A 17,956-nucleotide genomic window follows, 5' to 3' on the forward strand; every position below is an offset into this window, starting at 1 on the left:
TGATGCCGGAAGGTTCTGACCCTAGGCGCCGTGCGTTCGAAGGAATGACAGGGCCAGGACGGGCCAATCCCAAGCAACGCCGTTTGCTCGGTTCCAGCCGAAGCCGTGGCCGCCGCTTTCCTGTACGTGCAGTTCTGCGGGAACTCCCCCGGCGCGCAAAGCCGCGAAATAGGACAAACTGTTTTCGACCGGCACCACCTGATCGTCGAGGGCATGGCCAAGGAAGGTGGGTGGGGAGATCGTGGAGACACCTGCCTGAGCCGCATAGGCTGCCGCTTCTTCATCACTGCGGCTCCCGAGCAGTTGCTGTCGCGACTGCGCGTGCGCGTGGGGACCGGTCATGTGATTGACCGGGTAAAGCAGGATTGCGGCTTTCACGCCCAGCGCCAGGCCATCGATCGCGTCTGTCGCCGCATATGCCGCAGACGCAGAATTGGCGAGCCGGGCGGCAAGGTGTCCGCCGGCGGACCCTCCCCACAGGGCGATCCGGCTTGCGTCGTAGCCTTCGGCCCGTGCCATTGAACGGATCACCCGCAAGGCGCGCTGAGCGTCCTGCAGCGGGGCATCGGGGCCTGCCTGCCAGGGATCGCCGGGTAGTCGGTACTTTAGCAGGTAGGCGTGATAGCCTTGCGCCGCAAAGGCGCGCAAAAGCTCTGCTCCTCCCCGGCCGATCGCCACTCGCGCATAACCGCCTCCCGGAACCAGCAACACCGCAGCGCCGTTCGGCTTTGCGGGGCGGCAATGCAGCAGCGTCGGCCGGGTGACGTGGAGGAAGGCGGTGTCGTCAGCCGGGCCGGTCGGAGATCGGGGAATTTCCTGTTCAACCAGCCCCCCCGGCACACCTCCGGGCGGCGCATCGTTCCACACTGGCAGCACGGAGATCAGGGCTGGAGCCGGTTTGGCGCTCCTGATCTTTGCCGATACCGCGCCCGAACCGAGAAGGGCCGAGCCAGCCATCCCGGCGAGCAGTGAGCGGCGCGGCAGTCTCAATGGCATGCGCCGCTTCCGACCGGTGTTCCGCGGGTCAGGTCCGGCCGTTCCTTGGCGACCAGTCCCGCCGCCGGTGCCGGCAGGGCGGACAAGGCACCCGCCACCAGCTCGGCGATCCGGCGCGCGCCGAGCTCGCTGAAATGGGTGTCGTCGTCGATGCCCTTGGGATAGGCTGGCCAGCGGCCCGGCGGGTAGTGCAGGTAAAGATCACGCGATTTTTCGGCGCCCATGCCGGCGATCAACTGCCGCGACTGCGCTTCAAGCTCGATCAGCGGCGTTCCCGTGGCGGCGGCGACACTGCGGATGACGGCGCTGTATTCGGCAAAATCGGCGCGGGTCTGGCCATTGTCCCAGAAAGATCGGCGCGCCACCGGTGTTACCAGAACCGGCACGGCTTGCCGTCCGCGCGTCTCCCAGACCATGCGCAGCAGGTTGTCGCGGAAGGTCGTGGTCGCGTCGGCAAAGCGTTCGGGCTTTTCATAGGCGGCATCGTTGTGACCGAACTGGATGAGCACGGTGTCGCCGGGGCGGGTCTCGGCCATGAGGTCGTCCCAGCGGCGTTCGCCGATAAAGGTGCGCGTGCTGCGCGCCGCCTTGGCGCGGTTGAGAACCTGTGTCCCCGAGATGAGGCCGCAGGCAAGGAATTGCCCCCAGCCGGCCTGCGGGTAGCGATCCTGTCCATAGCCTTGTGCCGTCGAGTCCCCGGCGATCAGGATGCGACCCTGACTGGCCGGTTCCGCCGCAGCAACGGTGGAAACGGCCAGTGAGGCAAGGAACAAGGACATTCGCTTCATCTATCGTCCGATCTGATTGTTGCCCCAAAGCTGGTCATAGCGCCAACCAGACAGGTCTTCGACCACGGCGCGGCTGGCCTCGCTGGTGGGTGCGCGGTTGCCGGCGCGCAGGTGTTCGATCTCTGCCATCAGGACGGCGTGCGTCTGTGGGCTGAGCTTGAAGCGCAGTGAGGCGAGCACGCCGAGCAGCAGGACCACGACCGTGCCGACGCCCAGCAACAGCACCAGCGTATGGATCGCGCCATCGCTTTGCACCGGTGCCTTGGAAACGAACCCGCCCGCGTCCATCAGCAGGCCGACACCGGCTACGGCGGCGGCCTGGGTTGCCTTGCGCACAAAGGTCATGACGCCGGCGAACGATCCCTCGCGGCGTTGGCCGGTGACGATCTCGTCGATGTCGGCCATGTAATTGTAGGTCGCCCAGGGAATGTAGTTGAGCGCGCCCCGGCCAAGTCCAGCCAGGCCGATGCCGATCCAGATCAGCGGCGAGGTCGCCGTGATCCCCAGCGACCATTGGCCGATCAGGGTTATCACGCCAAGCGCGAAGCAGGCGGCGGCAATGCGGTAGGCGATGGCAGGATTGGCCTTCAGCGCCACCTGGATCGCCAGCAGCACGGCCAGGAACTGGACGATGTACATCGTGCCCAGCAGGCCTGAGGCAATGGCGGTTGATCCGGCCAGCGCGAAGATCACGAAGAACGTGAACGCCGCATTGAACACGTCCTGGCTGATATAGCCGCCAAGATAGAGCCCGAGATGCAGCCGGAACGCGCGGATCTTCAAGGTCGAGCCAAGGTTGCGATAAAGTCCGGCAATCGGTGATCCACTTCTTGCCGGGGGTTCCTCACCAGTTGCCTGTCGCTCCCACGAGAACGCATAGAGCAGGCCCGCCGCCGCCATGAACAGCACGGCGAAAATAGTGCCCATGTAGAGGAACGTGTCAGCACTATCGCGGCCCAGCCATTCGATCAGCCACAACGGCAGAAAGCCTGCCAGTACGGCCGAAGCCTGGGCAAAGGCGATGCGGAAGCCGGCGAACTTTGCCTTGGCCGCATAATCCTTCGACATTTCCGCGGCGAGCGTTTCATACGGGATGATCTCCATCGCGTAGACCAGTTCGAACAGCACATAGCTGACGAGATAGTACCAGAAGGTCATGCCCGGCAGCCACATCAGCGCAAAGCTTGGCAGCAGCGGGATGGCGGCGAGGATGAAGAAGCGCCGTCGTCCAAACCGCTTACCCAGCCGCGTGGCGCCGAACTTGTCCGAGACGTGGCCGATGGTTGGCGAGGCAAAGGCATCAAGGATGCGCGCGGTGGCAAAGATCAGTGCCGCTTCGCCTGCCGTCAGCCCGCAGAACTGGGTGTAGAACACCAGCACCCAGGCGGAGATGACTGCCATCGAGCCCGCGCCGAGCACGTCGTTGCCGCCATAGGCAAGGAAGTTGACGAGGCGGACCGGGCGTTCTGCCCCGGCATTTGCGGCTTGCACCATTCCTGCTCTCCCTAACCCAGCCGCCGCATGTATTCAGCCAGTGCGCAGATCGCGAGGCTCTGGCCATAAGGCATCGAGGTCAGCGCAATATCCTTGTAGAATTGCAGTGTGTCACCCATTGCGGTGCCGAAGCTGACTTGCTGCAATTCGCCGGCATCGTCGATATTCGCCAGCACGCCCAGCACGGCGCGGCGGCCCACGGCTTCATAGTTTGCCGGCAGGTAGCCAAGGCGCACCGCCTTCAGGATGCCATAAGCGAACCCGGCGGTGGCCGAGGCTTCGAGATAGCTGGTCGGATCGACCACCAGCGTATGCCACAGCCCGTTTTCGTGCTGCGTTGCGGCCAGTGTGCGGACCTGTGCGGCAAGCGTATCGATCAGGAAAATGCGGAAGGCGTCATCCTCCGGCAGGTCGAGCATCTCGAGGATCTCGGGAATGGCGATTGTTACCCAGCAATTCCCGCGCGCCCACAGGGCCTCGGCGAAATTGTGGCGTCCTTCGAAGGTCCAGCCGTGGTACCAAAGCCCGGTCTTGCGGTCGAACAGGTACTTGATGTGGACGAGGAACTGGCGCTTGGCCTCCTCGACATAAGCCGGGCGGTTCAGCAGCAGGCCGATCTTGGCCAACGGCAGCACGCTCATCATCAGCGTGTCGTCCCACATCTCGCCGGGGTTTTCGTCGTTGTAGACGATGTGCTGGAAGCCGCCGTCCTCGGTCTTGGGCAGGCCACCCACAGGGGCCATCAGCCATTCCATCCACTCGTCAAAGCGCGGCAGATTGCTGGCATCGGGTGCCATCTCGTGAAGGTAGGCCAGCGTCAGGAACGGCGAGACCGTGTTGATGTTCTTGGTCGTCTCGCCCTCGGCAAAGCGGTCGGCAAACCACTGGCGGATGACGGACAGCGCCTTTTCATCGCGGCTCTGCTCGTAATAGCGCCACATGCCGAACAGGCCGACGCCGTGGGTCCATTCCCAGCCGGCCCAGCCCTTGGTGTCGATAACGCGCCCGTCTTCAAGATGCAGCAGGAACTCGCCGGTCTCGTCGGTGATGTTGACGAGGTTGTCGATCAGGCGGCCGATCGTATCGGTCACCTTGGCGAGGCTGGGTTCCGGCGAAGCGGCGGCATTGACGGCTGATTGAGCCAAGATCACAATTCCTTGTCTTGAGATAGAAGCGCGCTGACCTGCATGAAGGCAAGCCCCCATTGGGCAGCGTCGTTGGTTGAAATGCCGACGATCTCGTCGACCGGTTTGAGAACGGCAGGGCCGGCAATCCTGCGCACCTGCGATGCCGCAACGCGGTCCGGCCGGTCGCCTTGCGAGGCCAGCTCATCGCGGGCGCGGGCGGCGAGTTCCGGCTTGCGGCGCGCGGCGGCGGCATAAGCCGTGAAGCGGGCGTGGCCTTGCCGCAGCCCCCGCGAAGCCCAGGGAGCGCCGGTCTTTGCCGTGAATTCTGCTGCGGGGGCGTTGTAGAATTCGCAGTAGTCCAGCCATGCCTCGCGATAGGCGGGAAGGTCGACCAGTTCGAGCAGTTCGGCGTTTATCTCGAACACGCCAAAAGCGCCGTTGAGGTGGCTGATCCGCACCTTGTCGCCACTGGAGAAGCGGCTAGTCTTCAGGTCATAGAGCGCATAGCCCGCGAACCACTGTTTCGGCAGCGCGGCGATTGATTCCATGCCGGCGACTATGCGGTCGCGCCACTTGCGATTGCCAGTGCGCTCCCATTCGGCGAGCCAGCCAGCGAGCAGCGATCCCCAGACCGTGCCAAAGGCCATTTCAACCTTACCTTCAGGCCATCCGGTCCGAGGTTCCCCCGGCGCATCGACCGAGCCGGTCTTGCGCTCGATATCGATGGCGGGGAGCAGCATTTCCGCCCCCAACCCTTCGCGCATCAGGTCGCCCGAACGCTCATCGGCGGTGAGGAAATAGTGGATACGGCGATAGGCGGCATTGGCGATGCGCGGCTGTTTTGAGCTGTCGCCCCAGTGCTGCACGCCGTGGCGGGTGCCGTGGCCCTTGAAGCGGCCGGCATGATAGACGTCGACCTCTCCGGTATGGCGACACATTGCCTCGGCCATGCGGAACAGGTCGGCGCGCCCGGTGCGCAGGTACGAATACCAGAGCCACAAGTCAGTGGAGAGTTCGCTGTTGTCCCATGCGAAGCCGCCAATGTCATAACGCCAGACGTGCCGGTCGTTGTCATACGAATGCATGACATCGCCGTAGTTCCAGAATCCGTACCAGCGGCGCTGCTCGACCTGGTCGAGGTAGAAATCAAGCTCGCGCTTTGCCCGTGCCTCAAGCGGATCGCCGCCCTGCGGCTTGTTCCAGACGCCGAACATGCCCGCTTGCTTCACGGCTGCCGAAGTGGCCATCAGCCGCGCCGGAGTGGCAACGCCCCGCGCCATCGCGGCAAGATCGTCTCGCGACGGTGTGGCGGGCAGGGCCCAGAGGCGGAATTCGAAGGTGCGGGCAATGCCCTGGGCCGTGCCCCAGCCCGGCTCGTAATCCTCGTAAGTCGCATCGAGCCCCTGATTCTGGCGGAACCAGTCATCCTGCCCCATGCCGTCGTGGTAAAAGCGCAGGTCCATCGCCGGGGCATCGGGGGCGTGGTGCCACAAGGCGAAGCGTGCCGTGTCGCTGGCGGCATCGCGGATATCGAGCCGCACCGGCGGGCGCTGCCAGAATTCCTGCATGGCGAAGGCGACCCCGCCGCTCGCCCCGCCGACATAGCCAAGGCCCGGTGCGCGGCCTGCCGTATCGACGTCGATCCAGCCGTGGCCCGCCTTGGTCCGCTTGGTGATGGTGAAGCCGTCACTGTTCGGCTGTGACAGGGTGAAATCGCCCCAAGCCGGAATATAGCCCAGCCTGTCACGCAGAGGCTTGGCCATGGTGTCGAGCGAGGGGACGGCGCGTCCTTCGATCTGTGCCTGGCGAAAGGGTTCACCGGCATTGCGGCGCAGGCCGGTAAGCGGGCGCACGGCCTCGCCCCAAAGTCCGCCATCGGGACCGCCGAAGCGCAGATGACGATCGTGCATGGCATCGCGCATCGGCACGGCGCCGGTCAGACCCAACCCGCGCAGAAACAGCTTTTCGGGGTCGAAATCGAAAATCAGCGAATGGACAATCCGCACCGATTGCGACCCGGCGTGGAAGCACAGCCGCAGCGAGAACGGCAGCACGCCATCGCCATGCGTGCCTTCAAGGCGGACGACGGCGCGGACCGGCCCTGACTGTTCGACGGTCGCCTTTGTCACCGTCCCGGAAAGGCGCTGGCGGCTGGACGGCGTTTCCCCCTCGTCGTCGGGCTGGTCCTGGGCCCTGGCGACCAGCGCGACCTCGCTCAGGACTTCGCACCCTTCGGCGCTTGCCGAGCGGATCAGCGAAGTCCCAGAGCGGGCAATGTGCCATTCGACCCCGGCACAGGCTACGACGATCTCGTCCCCTGTCTCGCGCAGGGACAGGATCGCAGAAACTGCTCCGGCCCCCGGCTTGACCTGTCCGTCGCGAGCTTTGAGCGCGCCGGCCGGCAGGGCATGGCCGGTCCATTTGACGGTCCCGTCGGGCCACCAGGCGAGCGGCCAGGTCTGCACAGCAGCGCCGGAGAGGTTCCAGGCCTTTGCCATCTTCGTACCGCGCGGCCATGGCTGGCCCCAGACTTGGCCTTCGTCGCGGACCGGGGCCTTGCCATCGAGCCAGTGGACGCTGCCAGCCTCACTGGCGCCTGTCCTTTCGGGCGCCGCCGCAGCGGGCGCCGCAGACAGTGCCGCACCGGCCAAGGCCGAGCCTTCCAGAAACCTGCGGCGATCGAGGATGAAGTGGTCCTTCACCTCAGTTGCCCGTCTTCGCCACTTCCACGGCATAGACGCCGGGTCGGCCTTCCAGGTTCGATCGGAACACCAGCCACTTCATGTCGGGCGTGAAGCGCGCATTGGGTTCGAGGCGGTAGTCGTGCTTGCTCATGTCGACGAGCTTTTCGGAATCGAGCGTGCCCGGAGTTATCAGGCTCTCGGCGCCCGGCGCATGGATGCCCGCGACATCGGGAATCTCGCGTGGGCTGAAAAGGTAGAGCCACTTGCCGTCGGGCGCATGGGCGACCATTTCGTTGTCGCCGCCGTCCCCGATGAACACCTTCTGGTCGGGCGAAATGTTGAAGTGTACCGACCATTCGTTGCGGTCGACCGCGTACCAGCGGCGCTTGGCGGTGGCGAGATCATAGCTTGCCAGCCAGAACACCTCGCCGCGTGGGGTCTGCAGGTCGTACCATATGGTCTTGCCGTCGGGTGCCCAGAATTCGTGCCCGGCGATTTCCATGTTGATCGTGCGGGTGTGAATCTTGGTGGGCTTTCCGCCGCGCAGGTCGACAGTCCAGATGCGGTCGACTTTGTGCCATGGGCCTTCGTGGCAATACATAAGCAGGTTGGGGTCGGTGGGCGAGAACAGCAGGTGGTTGAGCCAGTCGGTCGACTTGGTCACCGTCCGCCGTTCCCCGGTGCGCACGTCGATAGTGAAAATTTCCATCGGAATCTTCGCTTCGAGCCGGTCATTGAGCCGTACTTCCTTGGCCTCGGCAAAGGTCAGCGGCTTGCCGTCGGGTCCATTGGCGGCATAGGCGGCTTGCCCGAAAGCGGCTTCACGCGGAGCGGCGCCAGGCTGAAGCTGCATCGCCCGTTCGGCGGAGACGCCGGCGAGCAGCGTTTCATCGGCATTGAGCGCCGAAACGGTCGCGCCGCGCAGATCGGCGATCTTGCGCGTCTTTCCGCTGTCGAGATCGGCCAGCCAGACCTGCATCGGCCGGGTATCGCCGTCCTTGCCCGAAGGACCGCCGGCTTCCGGCGCACCGCGTACAGCATAGTAGACGGTGCGATTTTTGCGGCCGGTGAATAGCAGTTGCAGGTCCTTGCCAGGGACCAGCAGGCGTTGTTTCCAGCCGGGAAGGTCGACCGACCAGATTCCCCGGTCGGTGCGGTAGACCATTTTGTCACCCTGCGGTGTGTAGGCGTTCTCGTTAAAGTAGAGCGCGCTCGCCCCGGGCTCATCGCTGAGCCGCATGATGCGGTGGCCTGTTTTGGCATCAATCCAGCTTGCCATCGCCGGCACGCCGGGCACTGCCGGGGGTGCCGACAATGCTGCCTGTGCCGGTGCCAGCAGAAGCAGGCAGGCAAGCGCCATAATATTACGAGCCTTCAGCATGGACATCCCCCGCCTTCGCAGTCGTTGCTGCATTGATCGAAACGCCGCGAGTATCGATTTCGCGGAATCGCGTTTGACTTCTAATTTCCAATTTGTAACACTCAGCACCACAATGTGAACCCCCTAAATGCAGGTTCGACGATGGAGAGGTTTCAAAATGTCAGGCCGACTTGGGCGGCGTGTCTGCTTTTGCTGGCATCGCCCGGTGCAGCTGTGGCGCAGTTGCCTTGTGGGCCTTTTGCAGTTCACCAGTTTGCCTCCGACGCGATTCCGCGCATCGATGGCGATACCTCCGACTGGGCAAGGGTCGGTCCCGATGCGACCATTGGTGTGAACCGCCTTGCGGCAGACGATGGCTCTGGTCGCAAGCCCGACCCGGCCAGTATTTCAGGATCGGTGAAGGTTGGCTGGGTCAAGGGATTGAACCGGCTCTACTTCCTCTACGAAGTCAGCGACGATTACTGGGATTTCGGGCATTCCGGCCTGCGCAACGACATCTTCGAACTGGTCGTGGATGGCGACGCATCGGGCGGGCCGCTGATTGCCCGGTTCCATCCGGAGCTGGGCAAGGGGCTCAGCGACAGCGATGCGTGGTTCCGTTTCCAGAACATCCACGCGCAGAATTATCACATTTTCACGCCTCCAGGGAGCAAGGACCAGGCCATGGCCTGGGGCCCGCAGGCGAGCTGGATCAAGCAGTTGCCCTGGTCCAACTTTGCCTTCACGCACAGGCTGAAGCCCGGTGGGCGCGGCAAGCTGGTGATGGAATTCTGGATTACGCCATTCGATCATGCCGATCCGGATGGGCCGGAAAAATCCATTGAGACCAATCTGGTAGAAGGAAGCAGCCTGGGCATGGCCTGGGCTTTGATCGACCGCGACGGGGCGGATGGGAAGGCGAATGCGTTCTGGAATCTTTCTCCCCGGCACACGATGTACGGGCAAGCGTCAGACCTATGTGCGTTCCGCCTGATGCCTTTGCAGGCATCGCCGCTCAAGGTGCAATGGTCCTACACGATCACTGACCGGGTGACCCGCACTGTCGCCTTTCGCGATGACACTGCCGGTGCGGTCGTGTCCCGCCGCTGGACCTTTGGCGATGGCACGGAATCGCGCGAGGCCGCGCCGGTCCACTCCTATGCCGCACCGGGTAAGTTCGTTGTCGCACTGGAAGTCGACGGTCCCGCCGGAAAGTCGCGGCTGGAAAAGGTGTGGGACGTTTCGTTCACGGGAGATCCGCCGAAATGATCAGACGCAGGATGATCGCCGCCTCGGTGGCGGCACTTGGCATGATGGCTTCGCAGGCACTCGGTGCCAAGCCGCGCAGGCGCGTGTTTCCGGTCGAGCGGTTTGGTGCGCGAGGTGACGGCAAGACCAACGACACTGCGGCGATCCAGCGCGCGATCGATGCGGCCGCACGGGTGGGGGGAGGCGCGCGGGTGCGGCTGGCGTCTGGGCGGTCTTACCTCGCCGGTGCACTGACGTTGAAAGGCGGGATCGACTTCCATCTGGCGGGTAACGCGCGATTGGTCGTCAGCGCCGACCCGATGGACTATAATGCCGGCGAAGCACCTTCGGGGCTCAAGGCAGAAGGGATTTCCGGCCCGGGCGCGTTGCTCCATGCCTTTGCCGCCGATGACCTGACGATCAGCGGCACTGGCACGATCGACGGCCGTTCGCTCGAGTTCATGGAGCGCTATGACAAGGCGGATGAATGGTGGATCCCCAAGGGCTTCCGGCCCCGTTTGCTGGTGCTGGAGAACTGCGCCAATCTGACCATCACCAATGTGACCTTCCACGATGCCCCGAGCTGGACGGTCCACCTGCTCGGCTGCCGCAAGGTGCTGGTAGAACACGTCACCATAACCAACCGGCCCGATGTGCCCAATTGCGACGGCATCGATCCGGATCACTGCCAGGACGTCATCATCCGCAATTGCCGGATCACCTGCGGTGACGATGCCATCGTGATCAAGTGCACCGCCGGTCATGACCAGTACGGCCCCTCGCGCGGGATCCGGGTCTCGGACTGCGTGCTCGAAACGCAGGACAGCGGACTCAAGATCGGCACCGAAACGCATCAGGACATTCATGACGTGGTGTTCGAACGTTGCCGCATCGTCAGCGGCTGCCGGGGCCTGTGCATCCAGTTGCGCGACAAGGGCACGGTCAGCAACATCACGTTCCGCGATATCACCTTTGTCTCGCGGTATCACTCCGCGCCGTGGTGGGGGCGGGGTGAGGCGATTTCCTTCACCGCCATCCCCCGCGATGCCGCGACCAAGGTCGGGACGATCCGCAACGTCCGTGTCTCAAACGTGCGGGGAACGGCGGAAAATTCGATCCGGGTCGAAGGGCTTGGCGGCGGACGCATCAGCGACATATCGTTCGACGGCGTGAACGTCGTGTTCAAGCGTAGCACCCGCTACCCCGGCGGCGTGTTCGATAATCGCCCGACCAAGGTGGTGGAACCGATCGAACCGCGCGGAACCCCGGCCGTCAGCATCCGCCATGCCAACCGCGTTTCGTTCCGCAACTGCGCGATGCGCTGGGCATCCGATCCGCCTGAATACTACACGCACCTGCTGCAGGCGGAAGACGCGCCTTCGCTTGATCACGCAGGTCTTTCGGGCACTTCGGCCCATCAAGGGCGCGTGGCCGAACGCCTGATCCGCAACTGAACCGAACGGAGAGATTATGTCCATCAAGGCCCTCATGCTCGGCACATCGGCCGTGCTCCTCACAGCCATGGCAGCACCCGCCATGGCCGAACGGCCGCCGGCTCCGGCCAACATGATGGATGCGAAAGCGAATGCCGCCGCCGATGCCGCCGCCGATCGCCTGGATATCGAGCGCTTTAGCCACGAAGCCGCGCTGATGAAGGACCTGGGCTCGGCCCAGATGAACGTCACCAAGAATCTGCCGATTGCGCGGTTCGAACTGGACCGCGATGATCCCTATCCCGCCTGGTTCGCGCACCACATCGCGCTGTTCAAGGTCTTTCCGCCTGCTGTCCTGCAGCCTTACATGGACATGGACCATTCCCGGCGCTTGCAGCGACTGGTCGCTGCCCGCTGTCAGGCGATCTCCGCCAACGGCATGACCGCTGTCTGGACGGCGAACGAACCGTCGGTCCTGCCAGAAGACTTCTACGTCGCCTATCCCGAATATCGCGGCGCGCGGATCGATCACATGCTCCGCGCGCGCAAGATATATTTCGCGCCCAACGTCGATCACCCTGACGTGCTGGCCATGTACCGCGAATCGGTGACCCAGTTGCTCAGGCTGTGCCCCAGCATCGACACCTTCATCTGGGTGACGACGGACGCGGGTTCGGGCTTTGCGTGGAATCCGGGGCTCTATCCCGGGGCGAACGGCAATAGCGATGGCGCGGCGCGTCCACTGGCCGACCGGGTTTCGGGCTTCATGATCAACATCCAGCAGGCCGCCGCAGCGGCGGGCAAGCAGGTGCGGATCAACATCAACCAGATCGAACCGCGGCGCTGGATGATCCCGACGTTCGGGCCCGACGTGGAAGAGAATATCGTCCGCAAGCTGCCAGCAGGCCTCGCCGTGAACGGCAAGGAAGGCCCGGACGGCAAGGCGTTCGAAACGTCCATTGCCCGCCCTGCGGCAAGCCCGTTCTATCCGGTCGTCGGACTGGTGGTTCCCGGTTTTGCGCCGGTGAAGGCCAATACCAGTCCGCGCCGCGCTTATGAACTTGGCCAGCCAGACACGGTGCAGTTCAATTACCGCCTGTTCAAGGCGACCGCCGGCCAGCCGATGGGCGACCGGTTACAACGCCTCGCCGCGTTGAGAGGCTTCGCTGTCAGCGAAGTGGGCGAGGATCAGGCGAGCAACCTGATCGAGGCGTGGCAATCGCTCGACCGCGTCGCCCTGCTCATGCAGCCGCTCGATTTCGGCGGAATGCTGCGCTTCGGCCACGTGCTGAACCGCTGGATCGCCCGCCCGATGGTGCCCTATCCGCAGGAGTTGAAGGACGAGGAAGTCGTCGCCTGGAAGCCCTACCTGTTTCAGGCGCGGGGTGAGGAGCAGGCGAGCAATCTTGCGGACATCCAGGCCATGCGCATGTACGAGGGCTGGGGCGCGCGGTTGCTATTCCAGCAGACCATCGAAACCGCGCTGCCTGAGGCCGAGAAGGCTCACAAGTTGATGGTGGATATTGCCGCCAGCCGCACCGACCCTGAAGCCCGCGCCTATTGGGACCTCACCGCCCGGCGCGTGCAGGCGCTGATCTACCTGCTGCGGTCGGCCAACAACATGGTGCTGTTTCAGGCCCAGCTTGACCGGGTGAACGGCATCGCCGCCAAGCCCGAGGCCAATCCGGTGCTGGGCGTGCAGGCGGACTGGCCGCGGCAGGACATGGTCAACCTTGCCCGCGCCGAAATCGACAATACCGTGGCGCTGGAAAGGCTGTTGGCCGGCACGTCAGGCCCTCTGCTCGATCTGGCGGTGGCGCCCGCCGATGAATATACCATGCGGCTTGGCCCCGACCTGCGCGCGGCGATGCGCCAGAAGATCAGGACGATGAACGCCCATTGGCGCGATTACGACCGCATGTTTACCATTCCCAATCCCTGAGCTGAGGCTTGGCCCTTGGCCGGAGGCTTCCTCCGGCCCGCAAATTGGCAAAAAAAGAGGCCCGCCGGATCGCTCCGGCGGGCCTTCAGTTCAGGGAGGGTATTCAGATCAGAAGGTGTAGCTCGCCCCGAAGAAGAACTGGCGTCCGGTCTTCGAGAACACGCGCTGCGACTGGCGCAGGGCACCCGAGTACTGGTCACCGGCCTGGTTGGTCAGGTTCAGGGCGTCGATCGTGACCTTCAGGTTGTTGCTGAACTTGTACGACACCGAAGCATCGACGTTCGTGGTGGCGTAGGAGTAGTTGCCGTCAGGCACTTCCGCCTTGAACGGCAGCGCGGTCAGGTAAGCGCCGCGGTATGCCACCGAGACACGGGCCGAGAACTTGCTGTCGTCATAGAAGAACGTGCCGTTGACCGAGTGCGGCGAGACGTTGACGAACTCGTCGTAGGTTGAACTGGGCGGGGTCGTCGCAGTGCCGGCCGAGAGGTAGTAGAACACGCGCGACTTCACATAGGTATAGTTCGCCGCGATGCCGAAGTGGCTGAACACGCCCGGCAGGAACGAGAACGGCTGCTGGACGTTGATTTCCAGACCCTTGATCGAACCGCCCGAGGTATTGCGGAAGCGGGTCACGGTGTAGAGCGTGGTCGCGTCCTGACCCGAAGGCAGCAGGCTGAGCGGCAGGCCGGTATTGCCGAAGGCTTCCTGCGAAGCGAGGTTCTGGATCGTGCTGCCGACGTCCTTGTAGAACAGCGCAATGCCATAGAACGCGCCCTTCTGCGGATACCATTCAAGGCTGAGATCGTAGTTCTTGGCACGATAGGGCTGGAGCAGCGGGTTGCCGATCGTCGCCGTCTGCGCACCGAAATTGGTGTTCAGCGAGCCGCCTGGGGTGAGCGCCGAAAAGCCCGGACGCGCCATGACCTTGGCAAAGGCGGCACGGGCCATGAGGTTGGTGCCGAGCTCGTAGTTCAGGTTAACCGACGGCAGCCAGTCATTGTAGCTGTTCGGCACAGTGATTTGGGAAGTGAGCGAGGTATAGCCCGTCGCCGCAACCTTGGTGCGGACATAGCGCAGGCCGATGTTGCCCCTCAGCGCATGGCCGCCCAGATCGACATTGAAATCGGCCTGTCCGAAGAAGGCGAGATCCTTTTCCGAAACTTCGCGGTTGTTGCCGAGTGCCGAGTTGATGGCGAGCGTGAAATCGCCGTACTTGTTGGCGCAATTGCAATCGACCCCCAGCTTGCTGATGAAGGCGTTGACATCAGGAACCACCCAGCTGGTGACCGAACCGGCTGGCAGGCCAAGCTGTCCGCCCCAGTTGGTGATGTTGGTGCTGAGGCCAGTCAGGTTCGGGAAATCGGTCGCAAACTGGCCGAAGTTGAAGGTCGTATAGCCAGTGCAAGCGGCCGGCGGACTTCCCGCAACGGCGGCCGTGCTGGTCGAGCTGACCGTGCAAGGCGCAGCGTTGTTGGCGAACAGGCGCTGGACCTGCGTCGTCTTGAACGTGAAGTCCTTGTACATCATGCCGGCCTTGAAGGTCAGGGCATCGCTGGCCGTGAACTTCAACATGCCGGCGCCGGTCTTGAGCTGGTTCTTCACGGTCTGCTTGGTAACGCGGATATCAGGCGTCAGGCCGGTTCCGGCGTTGGTGAAGGTGACATTGGCCGGATTGGTGACGTCATAGCCATAGTTGATGAAGGGGCGGCGCACGTCATTGCGCGCATCCCAGACATAACCGTCGCGGTTGAACGCGTCATAGGAAACGAACACGTCGAGCGGCTGGTCATAGTCCGATCCGGCGATCCCGCCGCGCAGGTCAAGCTCCAGCGTGTCGGAGAACTTGTGCTCCAGATGCATCGACGCCGAATAGGTCTTGGTGATGGTGTGCGTCTTCTGCTGGATATGCTTGATGTCGACATTGTTGAGCTTCATGTAGTCGACCTGGCCCGAAGGCGTGACGTGGACGTCCATGATCTGGCTGTCGACGCGGCCGGCGAACAGCGGGAAGGCCGCCGACGCGCCGTTGACGTTGCGGTTGTTGGAAGCCAGCGACAAGGCATAGTCGGTACGGTCCTGCACGAAGCGCGAATAGACGCCGTCGATCGTGAGGTGCGTGTCATCGGAAGGCTGCCACTGGATCGCGGCAGTCAGGCCGAGGCGCTCCTGGTCCAGCTCAAAGCGGCCAAGGCCGGGATTGCGCGGCAGGAACACGTTCGGCTTGTTGATCGCCGCATAGGCGACCGGGTCCGAAGTCTTGCCCGAGAAGCACTGCCCAGCCGGGCGGTTGCCCGCGCCTGACAGCGCGTTGACGAAAGGAATTGCCGTGTTGACGACCTGGCTGCCGGCCTGGTCGGCGATATCGGTGGCAACACCGCAGAAGCCGTTGAGTGCGTCGGAATAGTCAGACTGCGACGTATCAGAATAGCCGTCTTCCTGCGCCTTGCGCTTTGAATAGGCGGCGGAAACCAGGACACCGAAGTCACCCCAGGTATTGCTGATCAGGCCGGCCACGCGCGGTGCCCAGGACTTGTTGTTGTCGTAATAGGCGGCGTTGGCGGAAAGGCCCGCGCGGAAGCCCGATTTGTCGAACGGCTTGGCGGTCTGCAAGTCGATCGTCGCGGCCAGTGAGCCTTCGTCCATTTCGGCCGACTGCGATTTCGATACGGTGATCGAATTGAACAGTTCGGAGGCGAAGGTCGAATAGTCGAATCCGCGGGTGCGGTTGATCCCGGCGACGACGCCGAGCGTGGATCCGGTTGTGGCAGAGAACGCCTCGACACCGTTCAGCAGGGTGCGGACGAAATCGCCGCCCAGACCACGCACCGATACGTTGCGGCCTTCGCCAGCATCCCGCTGGATCGAGACGCCGGGAATGCGCTGGATGGATTCCGCCAGATTGGCGTCAGGAAAGCTGGCGATATCGTCGGCCTTGATGACATCGACGATGTTGGTGGACTCTCGCTTTGCCCCGATCGCGCTCTCGAGAGAAGCACGGTAGCCGGTGACGACAATGGCGTCTTCGGTTGCTTCGCCTTCGGTCGACGCAGCAGCATCACTGCCTGCCGACTGAGCGAATGCAGCGCTGGGAACAAGCGCGCCAAGTGCAAGTGCGATGGCAAGCGTTGCGGTCGAAACCTGACCGAACTGCGTGCGCGAAACGGAAACCCCCGAGCCCTTCATTAAATCCTCCCTCAAAAGTGCAAAGCAGAGAGTGGACGCCAACGAAACCAGTCATCCAATCCCCCGCATCGATGACTTGGCCACCGATTGCGCAATCTATCTGAACCGTGATTCGCTCACTGTAAAGGAAAATGTGAAGCCACATCCCAATATATGGGACTTTATTCGATCCATTTTGCTTCCTGTCCCACGCTGTGAAACAGGATGACCAAATCGGACTTCCAATAACTCAGGGCAGGTGGAAGACTTGCTCCAGCGGCCACTCAGCCGGGCGGTTGGTTTCATCGACGATCATCAGTTCCGCCATATGGTCCCACCAGCGCTGCATGACGGGGTGGAGAGGCAGGGAATCCCGGTTGTTGGGTTCTGCCAGCGTAAGTACGGCAAACAGCGCGTCTGATCCGCGATCGACGAAAATGCGATAATCGCTGATTCCGGCTTCCTTCAGCAGCCGGATCAACTCCGGCCAGATCTCATCATGCCGGCGGCGATATTCGGCAATTACGCCTGGCTTGAGCTGCATCCGAAAGGCATGGACAGACATTGGCAATTCCCCTTCAGGTCCGTGATATGTTCGGTTGTTTCATATAAAGGGACGATTACAGAGCGAAAGACCAGTAGCGCGCGGTTCGTTTCCGGGCGTGACTCAAGGAAACAGATGTTCGATATGGCCATCATGGAAAACATTACCGACCCCTTTGAAACGCTCGAGCCGGATGCCCGTGTCGGCGTCAAAGGTGCGCAAACCCTAATGCGCGCGCTTGATATCCTTGACGAGGTGATTGCCGGCCCGATCAAGGCAGTCGATATCGCCCGCAAGCTGGGCATGAGCAAGACGACTGCCCATCGCCTGGCCCATGCGCTCAAATCGCGTGAATATCTGTCGATCACCCCCGACGGTTTTGCCCTTGGGCCCAAGTTGCTCCAGCTCGGTGCGCATGCCGAATCCCAGACCGATTTTGTCCGCCTTGCCCGGCCGGTCCTTGAAAGTCTCTCGTCAGAAACCGGGTTCTGTTCCTTTGCTGGTCAGCGTGAAGGTGACTGGTCGAGGCACCTTGACCGGGTCAATGGCCGTCAGCGCCTGCGCGTCGCGACCATCCCCGGTGACGTTCGCCCCATCGCCGAGACGGGCCTTGGCAAGGCGTTGCTGCTTGATGAAGGTGAAGAGACTTTGCGACGCCTCTATGCCGCGTCTCGCAATGGACGTGTCACTGAAGCAGAAATGCAGCGCTGGATCGAAAAGATGCGCGATGCCAAGGCGCGTCAACTGGTCGACCACGACAGCGAACTGGGTGACGGCGTTCACTCGATCGCTGCCCCCGTACGAAATGCGAAGGGCAAGATCGTCATGGCCATTTCGATCGCTGGCGCGGCGCAATATTATGCTGAGACTGACGTAGCCAAGCTGTGCGCTGAAGTATCGAAGTCTGCCCGAAGCATAAGCGCCCTTACCGGATACGTTGCCTGAAGGCGAAGGAGGGCATTTCCCCGCCGAGATCGGGGTCTGTTGCAAGCGCTACACACACAAGGTCAACGTGCAACAAGTCGAAGGCTCTCATAGGCGCGTTGGCCTCCTCAGGTGCCAATGTTGGCGTGATCTAAAGTGCATCGGGCCTCTCAACGGACGCGCTGGCTGTCCGCCGTCAGAACATTTGGCGCAGGCCGGGGCGGAGATTGGCGGAGTCTTGGTCTCGTCCTGGG

Annotated in this window: 12 protein-coding genes; 4 read left to right on the plus strand and 8 right to left on the minus strand. The window is 62.9% G+C overall.

Annotated features, from left to right (window positions below; all coding sequences use genetic code 11):
- Positions 1 to 21 precede the first annotated feature (21 nt).
- Genes RMO89_RS14985 through RMO89_RS15010 form a run of 6 tightly spaced genes read right to left on the minus strand, consistent with a single transcriptional unit; the run spans position 22 to position 8,470 of the window.
- Positions 22 to 996, minus strand: a complete 975-nt coding sequence (locus RMO89_RS14985; RefSeq protein WP_310534096.1) for an alpha/beta hydrolase — start codon at positions 994 to 996, stop codon at positions 22 to 24.
- A complete protein-coding gene (locus tag RMO89_RS14990; RefSeq protein ID WP_310534098.1) occupies positions 987 to 1,784 on the minus strand; it encodes a rhamnogalacturonan acetylesterase in 798 nt (265 codons plus the stop codon). The genes RMO89_RS14985 and RMO89_RS14990 overlap by 10 nt, the downstream gene beginning before the upstream one ends.
- Positions 1,785 to 3,278 carry an MFS transporter gene (locus tag RMO89_RS14995; protein WP_310534101.1) on the minus strand — a complete coding sequence of 498 codons (1,494 nt, stop codon included), beginning with the start codon at positions 3,276 to 3,278 and terminating at the stop codon, positions 1,785 to 1,787.
- 11 nt (positions 3,279 to 3,289) lie between these two features.
- Positions 3,290 to 4,369 carry a glycoside hydrolase family 88 protein gene (locus RMO89_RS15000; RefSeq protein WP_310534143.1) on the minus strand — a complete coding sequence of 360 codons (1,080 nt, stop codon included), beginning with the start codon at positions 4,367 to 4,369 and terminating at the stop codon, positions 3,290 to 3,292.
- Positions 4,370 to 4,425: 56 nt separating this feature from the next.
- A complete protein-coding gene (locus RMO89_RS15005) occupies positions 4,426 to 7,107 on the minus strand; it encodes a Tat pathway signal sequence domain protein (protein WP_310534103.1) in 2,682 nt (893 codons plus the stop codon).
- A 1-nt stretch (position 7,108) separates the two neighbouring features.
- Positions 7,109 to 8,470 (minus strand): oligogalacturonate lyase family protein, encoded by a 1,362-nt coding sequence (locus RMO89_RS15010; RefSeq protein ID WP_310534104.1) that lies wholly within the window; start codon positions 8,468 to 8,470, stop codon positions 7,109 to 7,111.
- A gap of 189 nt (positions 8,471 to 8,659) precedes the next feature.
- Here RMO89_RS15010 and RMO89_RS15015 point away from each other — a divergent pair, with 189 nt between their 5' ends.
- The 3 genes from RMO89_RS15015 to RMO89_RS15025 are packed head-to-tail and all read left to right on the plus strand — an operon-like array spanning position 8,660 to position 13,072.
- Entirely contained in the window at positions 8,660 to 9,718 is a 1,059-nt protein-coding gene (locus tag RMO89_RS15015; protein ID WP_310534105.1) for a PKD domain-containing protein, read from the plus strand.
- The gene (locus tag RMO89_RS15020) at positions 9,715 to 11,151 is read left to right on the plus strand and encodes a glycosyl hydrolase family 28 protein (RefSeq protein ID WP_310534106.1); all 1,437 of its coding nucleotides are present in this window, start codon (positions 9,715 to 9,717) and stop codon (positions 11,149 to 11,151) included. The genes RMO89_RS15015 and RMO89_RS15020 overlap by 4 nt, the downstream gene beginning before the upstream one ends.
- A gap of 16 nt (positions 11,152 to 11,167) precedes the next feature.
- Positions 11,168 to 13,072, plus strand: a complete 1,905-nt coding sequence (locus RMO89_RS15025) for a hypothetical protein (RefSeq protein WP_310534107.1) — start codon at positions 11,168 to 11,170, stop codon at positions 13,070 to 13,072.
- Positions 13,073 to 13,180: 108 nt separating this feature from the next.
- Here the strand turns inward: RMO89_RS15025 and RMO89_RS15030 are convergent, their stop codons facing one another.
- Positions 13,181 to 16,255, minus strand: coding sequence for a TonB-dependent receptor (locus RMO89_RS15030; protein ID WP_310534108.1), 3,075 nt, complete (start codon positions 16,253 to 16,255; stop codon positions 13,181 to 13,183).
- A 229-nt stretch (positions 16,256 to 16,484) separates the two neighbouring features.
- Positions 16,485 to 16,799: an L-rhamnose mutarotase gene (locus RMO89_RS15035; RefSeq protein WP_310534109.1), complete on the minus strand. Its 315-nt coding sequence runs from the start codon at positions 16,797 to 16,799 to the stop codon at positions 16,485 to 16,487.
- A 114-nt stretch (positions 16,800 to 16,913) separates the two neighbouring features.
- Here RMO89_RS15035 and RMO89_RS15040 point away from each other — a divergent pair, with 114 nt between their 5' ends.
- Positions 16,914 to 17,723, plus strand: coding sequence for an IclR family transcriptional regulator (locus tag RMO89_RS15040; RefSeq protein WP_310534110.1), 810 nt, complete (start codon positions 16,914 to 16,916; stop codon positions 17,721 to 17,723).
- Positions 17,724 to 17,956 lie beyond the last annotated feature (233 nt).

The sequence above is a fragment of the Novosphingobium sp. genome (genome assembly GCF_031424035.1).
Classification (GTDB): Bacteria; Pseudomonadota; Alphaproteobacteria; order Sphingomonadales; family Sphingomonadaceae; genus Novosphingobium.